Raw genomic sequence first — 15,565 nt, forward strand, 5'->3', positions numbered from 1 at the left:
CAGTTTTTTGTACGGCTACTTTTTGCATAGACTCATCCAGTTCGGTAGCAGCCGTCCATCCTTGTCGAAGCGGTATCGCTGCTCGTCCCAACCCAGGCCGAACATCAGCAGGGATTGGTTGTAATAGACATCGGCCGGCGGCGACGACTGGTGTACCTTGTCGCGTTGTGCGACCAAGGTCGTGTTGGCCGTGGCATCGCTAGCCAGCAGTGGCAACAACGCCGCAGAGAAACCCACCGTCCCCCTGCCGCTATCAGTGCCCGATGCGGTATCGACATGTTCCGGCACATAACCAAGCCGGGCGGTCGCGTCCAGCATCGGCTTGAAGCGTTTGATTAATACCGCCCGCCCCGGCGCATCGTCGGCCAGCATGCCAAGCCACAAATAGACGCGTATGGCGTCATAGCTGCCATCCGACCCTTTGCGGGTGTCCGGCGCCCAGCCTTGTCCGGCCTGCCACAACAGCCAGTCTGGAGCCAAGCCCTTGGGCAAACCTTCGAGCAACAAACGCTGGGTGTTGTCGGCAAGTTCGGCCCAAATTGGCGCAATCTGCGCGAAGCGCGCCAGCAATTGCGGTGGTAGGTAACTGGGGTTCAGGCGCCAACCTTGCTCTGATTCGAAGCCCGTATCCCCCGGCAGCAGCATCAAGCCCAACCCCGGCAGCTTGCGCAAGGTTTGCGCCGCGCTGCGCCAGAGCAGGTTACGGCCCAGGGTTTCGTAATCGGGCTGATGCCACAGACGCCCGGCTTCCAGCAGGCTGTAGGCCATCCATAGATCGGCATCGCTGGCATTGTTGGCATCAAGCACCTGCCACTGTCCGTCCTTGGCACGGCCCCATTGCCAGGCGGGCAACTGACGATTCAGATCGCCGCCCGCCAGATTGCTTTGGGTCCAGCGCAACAGCCGGGCGAAAGTAGCATGGTCGTTGGCTAGCAAAGCGAAAAACAAGCCGTAGCTCTGGCCTTCAGAGGTGGTGATCGACTGCGTGGAGGACCGGTCGATCACCCGACCGTCCTCGCTCACCAGCGTCTGTTTGTAGTTATCCCAGGCAGGCCAGGCGCATTGAGGCGCGGCCTCTGCCGTACCCGACATATTGGCCAGGATGACCGTCAGAGTCAGCGCCAAAGCTGTTTTCACCCGCTTATTGCTCATAAGCCAGGCGACGATGTGCCGCCCAACGTAGGGCACGCCACAATAGGAACCCACCGAGCAACACGCCTGATACTGCCATCAGCGCAAGCCAGAACGGATGTTCAGACAGCTTGTACCAGAGCAACAGCCACCATGGCAGGTTGCCGACAAAATAGTGCTCGCCGACCATTTGGCCGTTGACGCCGCTGCTGCGGATCAGCACCACAGACCCCGCCACAGCGTCCAGTTTTCCGCTGTCGTTGAAGACTTCGCGTAGCAATTGAAAGTCAGCGTCTTCGCTGGCGAGCAAAGCGACGATGCTGCGTTGGTCATGGGACGGCGATTTCATGCCGATAATCGCTGCAATCGGGCCTTTGGCCGAGACTTCGACCCGATTAGCGGCCTGATCATCTTTATCATTGACGTTTGCGCTACGTATCACATCCCGGTTTAGCTGGGTATTGGCGGCTTGGCGCAGCCAGTCGCGTGAGCGATCGAGTAACAGATTCATATCGCGGTTATCACGCATGTCCGGTTCGAAGGTGCCAAGCACCAACAGGTCGGCGTCAAGCTTCGATGCCTGACTCCAGTCGTCACTCACGCGCAGGCTCATGCCCGGGTAGCCTGTGCGGGCGGCAATCCCGGCGACCGCTTCCAGGTAGGTACTGATCTGGATCGCGCTCGGTTTAGGCGGTAAAACCACCACGGTTTCTGAGAGGTCGGCCATGCGACTGTACGGGAAGCCGCTACGAACGAAGGCGCTCAGGTTCGGCATGGCGATGTAATGGTGATAGCCGGACATATCAATGGTCGACTGATCGTCGATCACAGCCTGGGTATCGACCGGCAGCGAGGTCTGGCAGTGGTCGCGCTGTGCGCTGCCATAGGTGGTGGTGAAGTTGAAGTTGAAGCGCAGGTTGTTGCGATCACCTATTTTCAGCGCTGGCACCAACAGCCGTTCACTAGTATTGGCCGATTCATTGGAGAGGACTGCCAGACGCAACTCTTCCAGACGGCTATTGCTGCTTGGCAGCAACGGCAGACTGGTGATGAACTGGTTGTTGAGGCTGATGTTCATGCGCGAACCGTCGTTGGTAATCGGTGGCGTGTAGCGGTATTTGGTTTGCAGCGGGATGCCCTGGTTACGCCAGACGAACAGGTCTGGCGGCAGGTTGATTTCCAGATTGATCGGCAAGGGTTGCAGGCCTGTAGTCTGCAATTGCTCTGGGTATTTGATCAGCTCGGCGAAACGTACCGGGCGGTCAGTGCGCATCCAGTTCGGCGCGTCGTAAGGCACCCGCGGCTGCAACTGCTGGACCTTATCCACAATCACCCGTGTGCCGCGAAACAGATCGCCGCCCAAGGCCAGGGCGCGGGCAGCCATAACCAGATCGTCTTCATTGCGGCCCAGCACCAGCAACACTTTACCGTAGCGGTCGTTGGGGTTGTCGATCAACTGCACGACCGGCGCTTCAACGGCCGGAAACTCCTCCATGTCCGCCAGAAATTGTGGCCTGTGCTCATTGGTGGCAAAGACGATGGACGAGGTTGCCAAGTTGTCAGCCGTGGTCGCAGGCAACTGGTCGAGCAGCACCGGGAACCGGGTCCCGCGCCAAGCTGCCAGGGCGCCAAAATAGGACGCCAGAATGCCCGCAGCCCGTTGTTCGCCAACGGTCGGCGAAGCCGCGAACACCATACTCAGCACCGACTTGTCATAACCCCGCGCATCAAAGAATGGTATCGGGAAATAGGCCAGATCGTTCTTCAGGGCCAGCGCCTGTTCCTTTATAGACACCTGGCTGGTACGGCTGATATTGACCCACAACGCACTGTTGGACGGGTCTTCGCAGATATCGGTGTAATGACCAACGAACTCCACACGCACCCGATTAAAGTCAGTGATCAGACGCGGATCAAGGGCCACCTGTTGCGTGTTTTTTTTGCCCAGTTGATCTTTATCGATAGGCAGCACACTCATCAGCACGTCATTGAGATAGATCCGCAGGTGCGACAGCGTTGGCAGCAGAGCCGGAGACGGCGTGTATTCGAGTTGCAGCTTCGCATCGCTGGCGATGCGATCGCGACGCATAGTGAATTCGAACTGGTCGGTATTGTGGCTGCCCAGCAGGAGACTGTCGGCGGGACGGCCCAGTTGTTCGAAATTACGCGCTACATCCCAGCCTGGCACGCTGCTGGCCAATGGCGCTAAAGCCGCCATAACCACCGGTTTGGGTTTCTGGGTTGGGGTCTGCCCTTGGGCGCCACCAATGGCAATAAGCACCAGGCTCGCTAACAGAGAGTTTATGAAATAGCGGCTCATGATGTGCTCACCGGTCAAAAGAAGAGGAAGAAGCAGCCGGGAAGCGCGGCAGATAACTGCCCACCCAGCCAAATACCCGCGCTACTGGACTGACCAGTACGTGCGTCCAAGCAGGCAGGTATTGATAGAGGCGTACGTAACCGGTGGTCCCCAGTTGGAGCACGCCGAAAAAGCTGTGCAGCGGCCGGTCTGGCACGAATTGTTCGTTCCAATTCAACCATGCATCAGCGCGGGCGAACGTGCATTGCACGTAGTCGATTTTTTGCTGTGCAGACAGCTCGTTGAAGCGCACACCGATAAAGTTGTGCTTGCTACGAATGACGATGCCAGGGAACAGAAATTCGCGCTGGCCGCGCTGCATCATCAAATAAATCTGCGTACCTATTGGCAGAGACAGGGCAACATTGAGTTCAACGCCTACGCCGCCATCGGAATAGTCGATCAGCATGCCAGGGTAGAAATGCCCGTTTGCCAGTTGCACAGCCGAAGGCAATTTGGCCTGTACCCGTTGAGTTTGGCGTATTTGGCGCACCTCGGCGGCAATCGCAACAGCCGTGCCTATGATCAGCAGATTGTAGATAACCCACAGGCTGCTGACCAGGATCGTTCCGATCTCGTTGCTCGGCCCATAGAGCAGACGCCATACCGCAAAACCCAAGCCCGCGATGTTCAGGGTGGCCAGCACCAGATACGGCTGGGCAATTTTCCAGTCGAACTCGTTCTGTTCCACCAAACCGCCCTTGGCTGTCACGTTGAACTTGCCCTTTTTCGGATTGAACAGGGCCACCGTGGTCGGCCGGGCGATGTACCAGGCCAGCACCGTTTCGTAGACCTCGCCCCAGAACGTCAGGCGATATTCGCCCTGCATCCGTGAGTTGGTCAGGCTAGCGTGGACCATGTGCGGCAGTACATACAAAACGATCATCAGCGCCGGAGCGTAGATGATATAGGCGTGTATCAACAAGAAGGCCAAGGGCGCCGTGAGAAACACCAACCGTGGCAGGCCTGAGAGAAAGTGCAGCATCGCGTTGGCATAGCAAATGCGTTGGAATATCGACAGGCCTTTGCCCAAAATCGGATTATCCACTCGAAAAATCTGCGCCATGCCCCTGGCCCAGCGAATCCGCTGGCCGATGTGCGCCGACAGGCTTTCGGTCGCAAGACCGGCTGCTTGGGGGATGCGCACATAGGCTGAGTTCCAGCCGCGACGATGCAGTCGCAGCGCAGTGTGGGCGTCCTCGGTAACGGTTTCCACAGCAAAGCCGCCGATATCGTCCACCGCCACACGCCGCAAAACGGCACAAGAGCCGCAAAAGAACGCGGCGTTCCACATGTCGTTGCCGTCCTGCACCAGCCCGTAAAAAAGTTCGCCTTCATTTGGACGCAGACGGAAGGTGCCTAGGTTGCGTTCGAAAGGGTCTGGGGACAGGAAGTGATGCGGTGTCTGCACCAGAGCCAGCTTCGAATCACGCAGGAACCAGCCCACCGTGACTTGCAGGAATGAACGCACCGGCACGTGGTCGCAATCGAAAATCGCCACCAACTCGCCATCGAGCTGAGTCAGCGCATAATTAAGGTTGCCAGCCTTGGCGTGCAGGTTATTGCTGCGGGTGATGTAGTTGACCCCGACCTGCTCGGCGAACAGGCGAAATTCTTCGCGCTTGCCGTCATCCAGGATCGAGATACGCAGCTTGTCGTGCGGCCAGTCGATGCCCAGTGCGGCGTAAACCGTACAGCGCACGATGGAGATGTCTTCGTTATAGGTCGGGATCAGTAGATCGACTGTCGGCCACAAACGGGTATCGTCAGGCAATTGCGCCGGTGGACGCTCCAGCGGCCAACAAGTCTGGATGTAACCCAGCAGCAATACCAACCAGGAAAAGGTTTCAGCAACCAGCAATAGCACGCCTAAGGAAAATTCCAGAGGGTAGTCCCAATTCAGCGTCGCGGTATAGCGCCACCACAGATAACGACAGGAGACGATCATTGACAGCACGACGAGCAGCAGCGTCGAGAAGCGGCCCGGCACACGACGCAATAACATCGCGACCGCCCACAGCAGCAACACGAACGTCAACTGCGCCAAATAACTGAATGGTTCGGTGATGGACACCACCACCAGCCCAAGCCCCACCGCACCGCAAATACCGTTCAGCCAGCGCTGCTGGTATAGCGTCAGGCTGCGCCACCAGCGCGCGCCCGCACGCAACCGGGGGCTATCGCGCGTCTGAGCTGGTAGTTTATGCAAGACCGTATCCACTCGCGCCCAGAGCTTTCGGTTAGAGCGGCCAGCATCGAGCAGCCAGTTTGGCACGGCTCGACGTTGCCGTTTTGGCAATGGCCGAACCAGCATCAACCACAGGCTTTGCAGGGTATAGCGCAACGGATCGCCCAGGCTCGGCACCTTATTCGCCAGCTGCGGATACCAGCGTTGCGGCTGAGCTAGCAGCGCTTGCCAAGCTGGTGACTCCAGACGTAAAAACAGCCCGGCCAGAGCTGTGAACGAGGCCAGGAGCAGCGCCGTCAGCGGGTGGCAATGGTCGTGATGACGAAGCTGCTTATAAGGGAAAAAGCGCAAGATCATGCCGCCTCCCGGCGTCGACTCAAGCACAAAGTCGCTAGGCTCAGCACATCCTGAGCCCCCAGACTGGCCGCAGCATAGAGCCCCGCCGGCTTTTTGCACGCCAGGGCTTCGCGCATCGCTTCATCGTTGTGCACCGTCAGCGGCAGCATTCGCGAGGAGTAATGCTGGCGCCAGATCAGCAGCAAGTCGCGCTGCAACTGGCTGCCCGGATCAAAGCGATTGACCAGCACCAGCCCGTCGGCGTCTTCCTGCTCTTGCAGCAAGACATGGCACGCGGCATCTGCTTCCACTACTCGAATCTGAAAATGACAAGGGCCGACAGCGGCATGCCCTGGCAAGCGCTGTGGCAAGTCGAACAGCAACCAGTCATAATTCACGGCCAGGCTTGCCTGACGATCGGCCCACAGGTCGGGCTGCGAGTCCAACTGCTGTTCGATTTTCCGGTACTCGCGATGGCTCAGGCTACCGTAGGGCAACAGGTCCAGGGTCGGGGTCAGACTCCATGCCTGCTTGTACCAGTCCTGGCCGTCGAGCATGGCGCGCGCCCAACCGCCCGGCTCCACAGCCATCAGATTAAAATGCAAACGCAACAAGTTTTCCGGGCACATATCGATCATCAACACCCGTTCGCCCAAGCTGTGCAATGCATAGCCGACAGCTGCCAGCAAGGAGCTGTTGCCCACACCACCACGCAAGCCTTGCAGACTCAGCGATGTCACTTGCTCACCCCAAACCGGGTCAGCTGTACCGGCCGATCAACAGGCAGCGGGGGCTTTTCAGATTCAGCAGCAAAACCATATTCGGCCAGCAATGGCCAACGTTCCATGGCTCGCGCCAACTCCACCTGCGCTGAAATATCCACATACTCCAAGCTCGGCAATTGCAGCTCGACTTTGAGCCGCGCGATGTCATCGGCCCACTCGGTACGCGTAAGCATCTGCCCCTTTACTGGAATCTTTGCGGGTAAGGTAGCCATGCGCCGTTCTCCTTGATCCGAACATAGGGTTTACCGGCGTAGTCGAGTACGACGGTTCCGGCGTTTTCCGAGACCATAGGGGTCTGCGGCAAATTGGCCAGTAGCGCTTTCCAGTCAGGTCCCTGGCCTTGGGTCTGAGGAGGCGCGGCGTACAAACGCGCAATGATTTCCGAAAGGGCCAGATAACTGCTCGGCTCGCTAACATGCAGCGGCTCGGCACGCGAGTTGCTGCCCATGCCCACCAGCTTGATGCCCACCGGTACGTGAGTGATCGAGGGGCTCGGGATCTCGCGCATACCTGCGATCTGCATGCGATCACCGTGCAATGCCGCGCCATGCTCGGGCACGATTACCACAGCCACGCGACGGCCGCTTTTTTCCAGTTCCTTGATAAACCCGCTCAGGTCATCGAGCAGCATCTGTGCGCGCGACTTGTAGTCGGCGCTCTTGGTGCCGCCGTCGGCGCTCAGGCTGCGGTTGCCGTCATGCAAGGTCGTGGTGTTGTAGAACAACGCCACCCGCGAATTGCTCTGGTCTTCACGGTGTGTCCACCATTTATCCAGCACCTCGCGGTCACGCCAGATCGGCGAACCATCGAAGCCCACCAGCGCACGTTGCAAATTGGTGGTTTTGACCTCAGGCCCCGGCAACGAGCCCTGGCTACGCACTTCATCGATGAAGCCTTCGAACTGACCGGTGTGGTTGAGCATCACTTCACTGGCGAAACCCAGCTTGCGCAGGTCATCCATCAACAAGCACTGCTCCGGCGCGGCACCATACAGCTTGCTGTGCGGTTGCTGGCCACAACTGGCGCGCAACAGTCGGATCGCCGCTGGCCCGCTGTAGGCGGTGGCCGAGTTGAAGTTATCGAACACCATGTCCATTTGTTGAAACAACACATTCTCATGCAGGCCCACAGCATCCAGATCATCCCAGGCCATGGAACAGATATTGATCAGCAGCAGGTCGAAGGGCTGGACATCGGAGCCCGAGGGTTTGAACTCGACATGGCGCGCCGCCTCGGTGGTGTAGAACTTTTGCAGGTAGGCATCCAGCGTCGGGCTGTCCGGCTCGGCGGCGCTGACGGTCTGCACGCCCCCAAGCACTGTCGATTGGGCCAACACCTGCTGCTGAGCCCCGTGCATCGCCAACAGGCCCGCGCCGCCCAACCAAGCAAAACCGACCAGGGTCAGGGTGGTCAGGCGTATCCACTGACACACGAACAGGTACGCCATTACCATCAATAGCAACGCGCCGCACAGGCCCCAGTCGATAAACCGCCCGGCCAGTTCCAGTATGTAGGCACCGGTAAAATCCAGCACACCGGGCTGTGCCAGCAAACGACTGAATGGTGGTAACCAGGTGTCCTGATACAACAAGGCTACACCTACCGGCACAGCGATCAGGGTACGCAGAAGCGCCACATAGCAACTGCGCAGCGGCACTAGCAACACAGCAGCGAACACCAGATTAGGCAACACCTGAAGGTTCAGATAGCCAGCCCAGAACAGTGCCAACTTGATCAGGAAATATAGGTTCCACAATCCAAGCCCCGGCCAGCTTCGGACGGTTTGCGGTGCGGCTTGCAATGCGTCGGGGATTTCAGGACGGTTCATGAGCTTCACTTTTTACCGCCGCCGGGGGGGCACTTTCGATCACCGCCGCAGGCGCTCGCCGACGCACGCCATAGGGTTTGAGGTAACGCGGTGGCAGATATCGCTGGAACCACAGCGCCAGGCGCCGATAGCCACTGCTCAGCACCAGAACCAAAGCCAGAGTAAACAGGCAGCTCACGGCGATGACTTGCAACAACTGGGTGTACATCATGCGCAGTGCTCCGACAGCGACAAGGTGATGCGTTGGGGGGTATAGCCGTTACTGGCGATGGCCTGCGACAGATCAGCCGCCACTTGCTCGCCAGCCAGATGGAAAAATCCAGGCAACTGCGGCGCATCTAGAAAAGTCTGGCGCGGCAATGCATCAATCGTTTCCAGCGTCTTACACTCACTGAAAATGTCGAGCCATGGCAGGCGGCAGATGTTACCCAGCGCAGGCTCCAGCCCATCGGCGCGGCAAGCGAACAGAAACAGGTAGAACGTGCCTTCCACCACACAGGCGATATCACCAAAACGGCGCAGGCTAATCTGGTTCAGGTATTGCTCGATGTTCAGTCCGCCACGGGGGGTCAATTGCAATAACTGATGGCTGACCTCACCCGAAGCACCGCCATACACCTGATCCAGGGTCTCGATAAAGTGCCTAGGGGCCAGCAGCCCACGCTGAGCGGGGGGACGAAGACGATCGAACAGCGACTGAAAGTCCAGGGCCTGGCGATAACGCCAGATTTGCCCCTGAACGCTATCCACCAAACTGAGAAAGTGCGCCATCGATGTCTGGAATGGCACGATCAGGTTGGCGCCGCACGTCAGCAACAAACGCTCGTCGCGATAGCGCAGGCAGGGCTCCATCTCGCGCACGATGATTTTCAAGGCGGTACCACAGTGTTCGCGCAACTCGTACAGGCGTCGGGCCAGACCTTCGACCTCCCTGTTGCTTTCAAGCGCGATGATCACGCTGGCCGCCCGCGCATGAGCCGCGTGTTGCAGCACATCGTCACGGTGCTCGAAAAGACGCCACTGCTCGGATAAAGGCGGAGCACCTTCGAGCACGGAGCGTTGGGTCAGATAGATGCGCTGGTCGTCGGTACGCGCCGGCTGTGGTGCGGACAGCTGCGCCTGACTCAGGCTAAAAGCACCCTGCTTCAGCTCAAGCTCCAAGGCCTGCGTGGCAGAAACACCCAACTCGCTGTGCCAGAAATTCAGCTGATAGCAAATACCGCTATCACGACGATATAACTGCGCTAGGCCGGAAATTCGCTCGTTAAGTTGCAGCAGGCTTTCATGCATCTGCGGCGCCTGACCATAGCACAACACCAATAGCGTGCAATCACGAGCCTGCAACCATCTGTGCGTATTTGTACACCAGCGCTGCAAGTATTCGGTGTCCAGGTTCTCCAGATCGATAGCCGAGACCATCAACAAAATCTGGCTGCCGCGGCCTACATTGACCCGGTGAAGGTCCGAGGTAAGGAATTTGAAAGAGGCACAAACATGCGCAGCATCAAGCATGGCGAACAAGCGCAACGCCGCAGGCCCACACTTGGCATCCATCGGAGCGAGCAAGGCATCAGCCTCGCGCCCCAGACACACCAACATAGCAAGTTGCTGCTCAGGCATCGCAGACAAAAACTGTCGGGCCAAAATGTCTGCATCGCTGGCCCGATCGATGGCCACCCAATACAAACCGCCTACGCGCAACAACATCTGCTCATCCTGAAAATGCCGGATGGCCAAGGTGACATGACTCGCAATCATTACCCAATCCATCCGAATACATAAGAAGCGTCAGACCGAGCCGTCCACGCTTACAGAACTACCAGAATCACAACAGCCGTTTTTTTTACACTTGAGTCGAACGCCCGCGTTTTCAAACCAAGCAAATAAAGCGGTACTCCTGGGCAAGTGATGAGCAGCAATACAACCGGCGACCACGACTCACAAAGACAGCGTTATTGCAAAAGTTTTTCCAGACATCCGCCCCGTGACTGCCAGTCATCAATGTTGGATGGCAGCACACCTTGATATCATAATGACAGTGTCAATATTTTGCAATAATCCTGATTTTCAACAATAAAAATGGTTATCTTGAGATAGGCCGCCATTTAATTGACAATGCAAACCTGACACAGCTAACGATACAGCTCACTTAAACCACACGGACACCCGCTCCTGCGGCCGCAACAGGCCGGGCTCGCTCGCCCACAACGAGCCGCTGTTATGCAGCCTTAGCCCCCAAAGACTCATTCTTGCGGAGGATCAGTTGCCCTTCTCAGTAACCAAGGTCAGAGTTATCGGCGCAGCTGCCGTCTTCTCAGCAAGCTTGTAACCCATTGGCCAAGCGCAGGACGCGCTTGGTTTTATTGATTTGACATAGCTAGTGTGCTGTCTCACAAATAAAGCTCCTCATGCCTGTGAGGCCATTACCTCGCGGGCTCGCTGTATTTTGTTCAAAATATCTTCCCCCTTGGCGCTCCAGACGTAGCGAGTCGGCTGCGTATTTCGCAGTGCCAGGAACGTGGTGATCGAGCTTTCGAGTTCGCGAACCGAACTGAAACTGCCGTCACGCAGGTACACCGTGATATCGCGAAAGAAGCGTTCAACCATGTTCATCCACGAGCTGGATGTCGGGGTGAAGTGCATGTGGAAGCGCTTATGCTTCTCAAGCCATGCCTTCACTTTCGGGTGTTTATGCGTGGCGTAATTGTCCACGATCAGATGCAATTGGAGCTGCTTGGGCATTTCTCGATTGATCTTCTTGAGAAACTCCAGCCATTCCTGATGCCGGTGTTAGCGCTCGATGGAACTGATCAAGCGTCCCTGAAGGTAATCCAGAGCGGTGAATAAGGTGACGGTGCCATGGCGGACGTAATCGTGCGATTGCGTGCGGATATGCCCGATCCCCAAAGGCAGTCCNCGTTCCAGGGCTGACCATACATTTTCATCGCAACACAGCACCAATGCCTTATCCGGTGGATCCAGATACAGTCCAATGACGTACCAGAATTTCTCTTGGAAGTTTGGATCGTTGGACAGTTTGAAGGTGCGTGTCAGGTGAGGTTTTATGTCGTTGGCGGCCCATATGCGCTGGACGCTGGCCGGTGAAATACCGGCGACTCGCGCCATGCTTCGACAGCTCCAGCGAGGTTGACCGATACGCGGTTGAACCACTTGCTCAATGACTCGCTTAAACGCTTCGGCCGGCAAGGATGGCTTGCGACCTCGTCCGGGCAGATCCACCAGACCTTGCAGACGCAGCTCTTGAAAACGCTTGCACCAGCGTGTAACTGAAACAACCGAGAGACCGGTCAACTGGGCAATCTCGTTACGAGAACAACCTTGAGCGGCCAGCAAAATCACTCGCGCCCGACGACCGTCGCGCTGACTGATCGTGGCTGATCTTATGCGCCGACTCAGTTCAATTTGTTCGTATTCACTGAGCACGATGTCCTGAAAGTTCATGTGATCACTCCAAGCACTGACTGACCACATAAGCATAGCTAGGGTTAGAAACTTATTTCAGAGACAGCACACTAGTGTGCTGTTTTCGAAATATCTTACCCTTCCATCTGCGCGTCCATCACATCGCGTGCTCGCCGGATCTTGCTCAAAATCTCCTCTCCCTTTGCGTTCCAAATGTACCGGGTCGGTTGCGCGTTTCGTAATGCTAGGAAGGTGGTAATCGAGCTTTCCAGCTCACGTACCGAGCAAAAACTACCGTCGCGCAAGAACACAGTAATGTCCCTGAAAAACCGCTCGACCATGTTCATCCAGGAGCTTGAGGTCGGAGTGAAGTGCACATGGAAACGCGGATGTTTCGCCAGCCAAGCCTTCACTTTTGCATGTTTGTGCGTCGCGTAGTTATCCACGATCAGATGCAGCTGGAGGTGTTTAGGCGTTTCCTTGTTGATTTTCTTGAGGAACGCCAACCACTCCTGATGGCGGTGCTGGCGCTCGATGCTACTAATCAGTTTGCCCTGGAGATAATCCAGCGCCGCGAACAGCGTGACCGTGCCGTGGCGAGTGTAGTCATGGGATTTTGTTTGGATATGACCGATCCCCAACGGCAGCCCAGGCTGGGTTGCGCTCCAAGGCTTGAACCTGACTTTTTTCGTCGCAGCAGAGCACCAACGCCTTGTCTGGCGGGGCCAGATACAGCCCGATGACATCCCAGAATTTCTCCTCGAACTGCGGGTCGTTGGACACCTTGAAGGTACGTGTCAGATGAGGCTTCAAGTCATTGGCAGCCCATAACTTGTGGACGGTGGTCGCCGATATGCCGGCGGCACGGGCCATGCTTCGGCAGCTCCAGCGGGGTTCGCCAATACGGGGCTTGGTGACCTGTTCGAGTACGCGACGGACCGTGTCGGGAGGAAGGGAGGATTTGCGTCCGCGGCCAGGCTTGTCGAGCAGGCCTTATAGACGCAGCGTCTGAAAACGCTGGCACCAACAGGTGATCGTGGGGAGTGAGAAACCGGTCGAGCGAGCGATGTCCACCCTTGAACAACCTTGGGCTGCCAGCAGGATCACTCGGGCGCGACGGCCGTCGCGCTGACTGATGGTGGCTGAGCGTACACGACGGTTCAGTTCGGTCTGTTCTTCTGGACTAAGGACAATCTCTTGGGCGTTCACTTGCGTTCCCCCGAGTGCTGAATGACAGGGAAAGTGTAGCCAAAGATGCAGAAAAGTTATTTCGAAAACAGCACACTAGCGACGACCTCCTGAATCGAACGCTCCCCCGATAATGGAATTGGATCATTTTCAACACCGATTCCGCAGCCACTCTAGTGGATCATAACCCCGGTGTAACTACCGCCACGCCACCTGGAGCAACGCTTGCACTGACCATCACTGCCATTGAAACCGCAGTCGATATCCTGGCAGCCCAAGGTGTCGCCTATTCAGTGTTCGACGGCAACACTTATGCGGCAGCCCATCTCCAGCAATCCGGCGGGCACGAACACCATCATCATTCAGATCAGCAGCGTGCATACCATTCAGGCCGCGACCACCGCTGCTTATGTGCTAATCGCGTCCTGACCGTAGGTTTCCAAGCAGGAGACGATGCGCCCTGACGTCGTTGCTGCCGGAACTCCAGTAAAGCTGGCATCTGTCGTTTGCCAGCTGGTTGCGCGACTACCTGTACATCGCGCTGGGCGGTAACCGCAACGGTGCATCACACCGTCATGAAAGTCGATCGATGATTATTTGATCCAGCTCATAAGTGCCCGAATAAATGTTTTCATATGTTTAAAATCACGGCACATCACGCCGGATCCCTTGCGTAGCGGGCGTTTCGCGAAAAATCACGGATGGAAAATACGCGAAAACTTTTCTTCGATCACTTAATATAGGCACAAATATTCAGTGTTTGGCGGCCGTACGGCGACAATCATAAAAATACAACTTTCAATGATTTGCTCGCCGACTGGCGCAGCCAGGTAAGTCCGACTTCATGAAGCTACTGATCAATATCGAATCACTCATCCCTCCGCTAACCGGCATCGGCAACTACACCTTTAACCTGATCGAACAACTGCAAGACGAAGAGATCGAGACCATTGAATGCTTCATCGGCTCGACTTACTACTCAGCCGAACAAGCCCTGACCAACTGCATCTCGGCCAGCACTCAGTACATGCACAGGGATGAGGACACTACAACGCCGTCAACGCCTTCGCAGCTGCGCGCCTTGCTGCGCAGCTGGACTTTCGCATACCGCGTACGAGAAATGCTGCGCGCTACCCAGCTACGCATGGACGCCAACCGGTTTCGCAATCACGTCTATCACGAGACTAATTTCATGCTCAAGGCCTATGCAAGCCCCAGCGTGGCGACCATTCATGATCTGTCGTTCATTCATTACCCACAGTTCCACCCGCAAAAGCGAGTGGAATGGCTCAGTGCACAACTGCCCAAGACCCTCAGACGTGCAGACTACCTAATCACAGATTCAGACATTATCCGCGACGAGCTGATCGACGATTTCGGCGTCAGTGCCGACCGGGTGCGAACCGTCTACCTTGGGGCCTCCGAGACCTATCGCCCGCAAACTGCTGAGCAAACCCGCCTAACATTAGAGCTGTACGGCCTGCAACATGGGCGTTATATATTGTTCGTCGGTACGCTGGAGCCACGCAAGGGCGTAGACACTCTGCTGGATGCCTGGTGTCGCTTACCCCCGGTGCTACGCAAACGATACCCACTGGTTCTGGCGGGCGCACCTGGCTGGCAAAACAAAGACCTAGGGGATCGCATCAAAGCCCTGGAAGTCAGCCACGGCCTACGCCAGTTGCGTTTCGTACCTGGCAGCGACCTGCCGGCCTTGTATGCGGGCGCGACCGTATTCGCCTATCCGTCGCTGTATGAAGGCTTTGGTTTGCCGGTGCTCGAAGCCATGCAGTGCGGCGTGCCTGTCATCTGCACCGCCGACACCTCCATGTCCGAGTTCACTCAAGGCAGTACGCTGCTTGTCGAGCGCGGCAACGACGAACAACTGACCTCTCAACTGACCGACCTACTGAGCAACGAGCAACTGCGTCAGAGCGTTGCCGATACTGGGCTACTGCGCTCCAGCATATTTTCATGGAAACGCTGCGCACAAGAGACGCTGGAGATTTATCGCAAGGTCAGCCCGCACTGAGCCCACTCCCCGCAGAGTGCTCAACCGAGATCAAGGTATGGGAGCGAGTTGATCCCGTGCGCGGCAAACCCCCTACTTCAGGGCGGGGAAGGATAGCACGGATGGCGTAGCCATCCTGCTTCTGACTTCAATGCGGCGTTTGTTGTTGCTCAATGTATTGCCAATCACCTCAATCAGCGCAACGCCACAACTTCCAGCAAAGTAGCTTCGCGTCCAAAGAGCGCCACCCCATAGCTTTTTCTTAATGGCAGGGTAATTCTTACGGCGAATCATCCGACTCGATACTATGAAAACA

Annotated in this window: 10 protein-coding genes and 2 pseudogenes; 1 reads left to right on the forward strand and 11 read right to left on the reverse strand. The window is 56.9% G+C overall.

Annotated elements, in window-relative coordinates:
• Positions 1 to 15 precede the first annotated feature (15 nt).
• From bcsZ to K0F75_RS21980, 10 genes and pseudogenes are all read right to left on the reverse strand, one after another.
• A complete protein-coding gene (gene bcsZ / locus K0F75_RS21935) occupies positions 16 to 1,152 on the reverse strand; it encodes a cellulose synthase complex periplasmic endoglucanase BcsZ (RefSeq protein WP_219064065.1) in 1,137 nt (378 codons plus the stop codon).
• Positions 1,142 to 3,451: a cellulose biosynthesis cyclic di-GMP-binding regulatory protein BcsB gene (gene bcsB / locus K0F75_RS21940; RefSeq protein WP_219064066.1), complete on the reverse strand. Its 2,310-nt coding sequence runs from the start codon at positions 3,449 to 3,451 to the stop codon at positions 1,142 to 1,144. The genes bcsZ and bcsB overlap by 11 nt, the downstream gene beginning before the upstream one ends.
• A 7-nt stretch (positions 3,452 to 3,458) precedes the next feature.
• Positions 3,459 to 6,035, reverse strand: a complete 2,577-nt coding sequence (gene bcsA, locus K0F75_RS21945) for a UDP-forming cellulose synthase catalytic subunit (RefSeq protein WP_219064067.1) — start codon at positions 6,033 to 6,035, stop codon at positions 3,459 to 3,461.
• Entirely contained in the window at positions 6,032 to 6,754 is a 723-nt protein-coding gene (bcsQ, locus tag K0F75_RS21950) for a cellulose biosynthesis protein BcsQ (RefSeq protein ID WP_219064068.1), read from the reverse strand. The genes bcsA and bcsQ overlap by 4 nt, the downstream gene beginning before the upstream one ends.
• On the reverse strand, positions 6,751 to 7,011 hold the full coding sequence (bcsR, locus tag K0F75_RS21955) for a cellulose biosynthesis protein BcsR (protein ID WP_219064069.1): 261 nt from the start codon (positions 7,009 to 7,011) through the stop codon (positions 6,751 to 6,753). Before bcsR ends, bcsQ begins: the two co-directional genes overlap by 4 nt.
• Positions 6,981 to 8,627 (reverse strand): cellulose biosynthesis protein BcsG, encoded by a 1,647-nt coding sequence (gene bcsG, locus K0F75_RS21960; protein WP_219064070.1) that lies wholly within the window; start codon positions 8,625 to 8,627, stop codon positions 6,981 to 6,983. The genes bcsR and bcsG overlap by 31 nt, the downstream gene beginning before the upstream one ends.
• Positions 8,614 to 8,838, reverse strand: coding sequence for a cellulose biosynthesis protein BcsF (gene bcsF / locus K0F75_RS21965; protein WP_219064071.1), 225 nt, complete (start codon positions 8,836 to 8,838; stop codon positions 8,614 to 8,616). Before bcsF ends, bcsG begins: the two co-directional genes overlap by 14 nt.
• Complete coding sequence (gene bcsE, locus K0F75_RS21970) at positions 8,835 to 10,385, reverse strand: cellulose biosynthesis protein BcsE (protein WP_219064072.1); 1,551 nt, start codon at positions 10,383 to 10,385, stop codon at positions 8,835 to 8,837. The genes bcsF and bcsE overlap by 4 nt, the downstream gene beginning before the upstream one ends.
• 648 nt (positions 10,386 to 11,033) lie before the next feature.
• Positions 11,034 to 12,089 (reverse strand): annotated as a pseudogene (locus K0F75_RS21975) (IS630 family transposase).
• Positions 12,090 to 12,184: 95 nt separating this feature from the next.
• A pseudogene (locus tag K0F75_RS21980) lies at positions 12,185 to 13,259 on the reverse strand (IS630 family transposase).
• Positions 13,260 to 14,082: 823 nt separating this feature from the next.
• Between K0F75_RS21980 and K0F75_RS21985 the strand changes: the two are divergent.
• Entirely contained in the window at positions 14,083 to 15,270 is a 1,188-nt protein-coding gene (locus K0F75_RS21985) for a glycosyltransferase family 1 protein (RefSeq protein WP_219064073.1), read from the forward strand.
• Between the two features lie 72 nt (positions 15,271 to 15,342).
• Here the strand turns inward: K0F75_RS21985 and K0F75_RS21990 are convergent, their stop codons facing one another.
• Positions 15,343 to 15,543: a transposase gene (locus tag K0F75_RS21990; RefSeq protein ID WP_374029160.1), complete on the reverse strand. Its 201-nt coding sequence runs from the start codon at positions 15,541 to 15,543 to the stop codon at positions 15,343 to 15,345.
• Positions 15,544 to 15,565: the final 22 nt, after the last annotated feature.

The sequence above is a fragment of the Pseudomonas sp. UMAB-08 genome, from assembly GCF_900095225.1.
In the GTDB taxonomy this organism is placed as follows: domain Bacteria; phylum Pseudomonadota; class Gammaproteobacteria; order Pseudomonadales; family Pseudomonadaceae; genus Aquipseudomonas.

Coding starts and splice junctions, on each gene's coding strand:
- bcsZ (WP_219064065.1), bottom strand. CDS start 1,152: ATGAGCAATAAGCGGGTGAAAACAGCTTTGGCGCTGACTCTGACGGTC.
- bcsB (WP_219064066.1), bottom strand. CDS start 3,451: ATGAGCCGCTATTTCATAAACTCTCTGTTAGCGAGCCTGGTGCTTATT.
- bcsA (WP_219064067.1), bottom strand. CDS start 6,035: ATGATCTTGCGCTTTTTCCCTTATAAGCAGCTTCGTCATCACGACCAT.
- bcsR (WP_219064069.1), bottom strand. CDS start 7,011: ATGGCTACCTTACCCGCAAAGATTCCAGTAAAGGGGCAGATGCTTACG.
- bcsG (WP_219064070.1), bottom strand. CDS start 8,627: ATGAACCGTCCTGAAATCCCCGACGCATTGCAAGCCGCACCGCAAACC.
- bcsF (WP_219064071.1), bottom strand. CDS start 8,838: ATGATGTACACCCAGTTGTTGCAAGTCATCGCCGTGAGCTGCCTGTTT.
- bcsE (WP_219064072.1), bottom strand. CDS start 10,385: ATGATTGCGAGTCATGTCACCTTGGCCATCCGGCATTTTCAGGATGAG.
- K0F75_RS21985 (WP_219064073.1), top strand. CDS start 14,083: ATGAAGCTACTGATCAATATCGAATCACTCATCCCTCCGCTAACCGGC.
- K0F75_RS21990 (WP_374029160.1), bottom strand. CDS start 15,543: ATGATTCGCCGTAAGAATTACCCTGCCATTAAGAAAAAGCTATGGGGT.